1 pseudogene is annotated in these 207 nt (G+C 35.3%); it reads left to right on the top strand.

The features are described from left to right. Positions 1-16: 16 nt before the first annotated feature. Positions 17-207 (top strand): annotated as a pseudogene (locus ACX6CF_RS27280) (5-deoxy-glucuronate isomerase); the annotation flags it as partial.

The following is a 207-nucleotide window of genomic DNA, read 5'->3' as shown; positions in this document are numbered from 1 at the left end:
GAAGGGAATGGATTAAATGGTAGTTCATCAAAATGAAGAATTTGAATACGGTTATAATTCAATTACTGAGTTAGATGGTAAGCACAGCGATATGGAGCTGGATGTTGGAATTATACGTGTAAGAGATGGTTTGGTATATGAGAATAAGGAGTCCAAAGAAAGAGCTATTTTACTTATTGAAGGTGAAGTAACTTTTGAATGGGCTGG

The sequence above is a fragment of the Vallitalea sediminicola genome (assembly GCF_054408565.1).
Note: the sequence above shows the minus strand (reverse complement) of the source record. Positions and strands in the feature narration are given on the sequence as shown.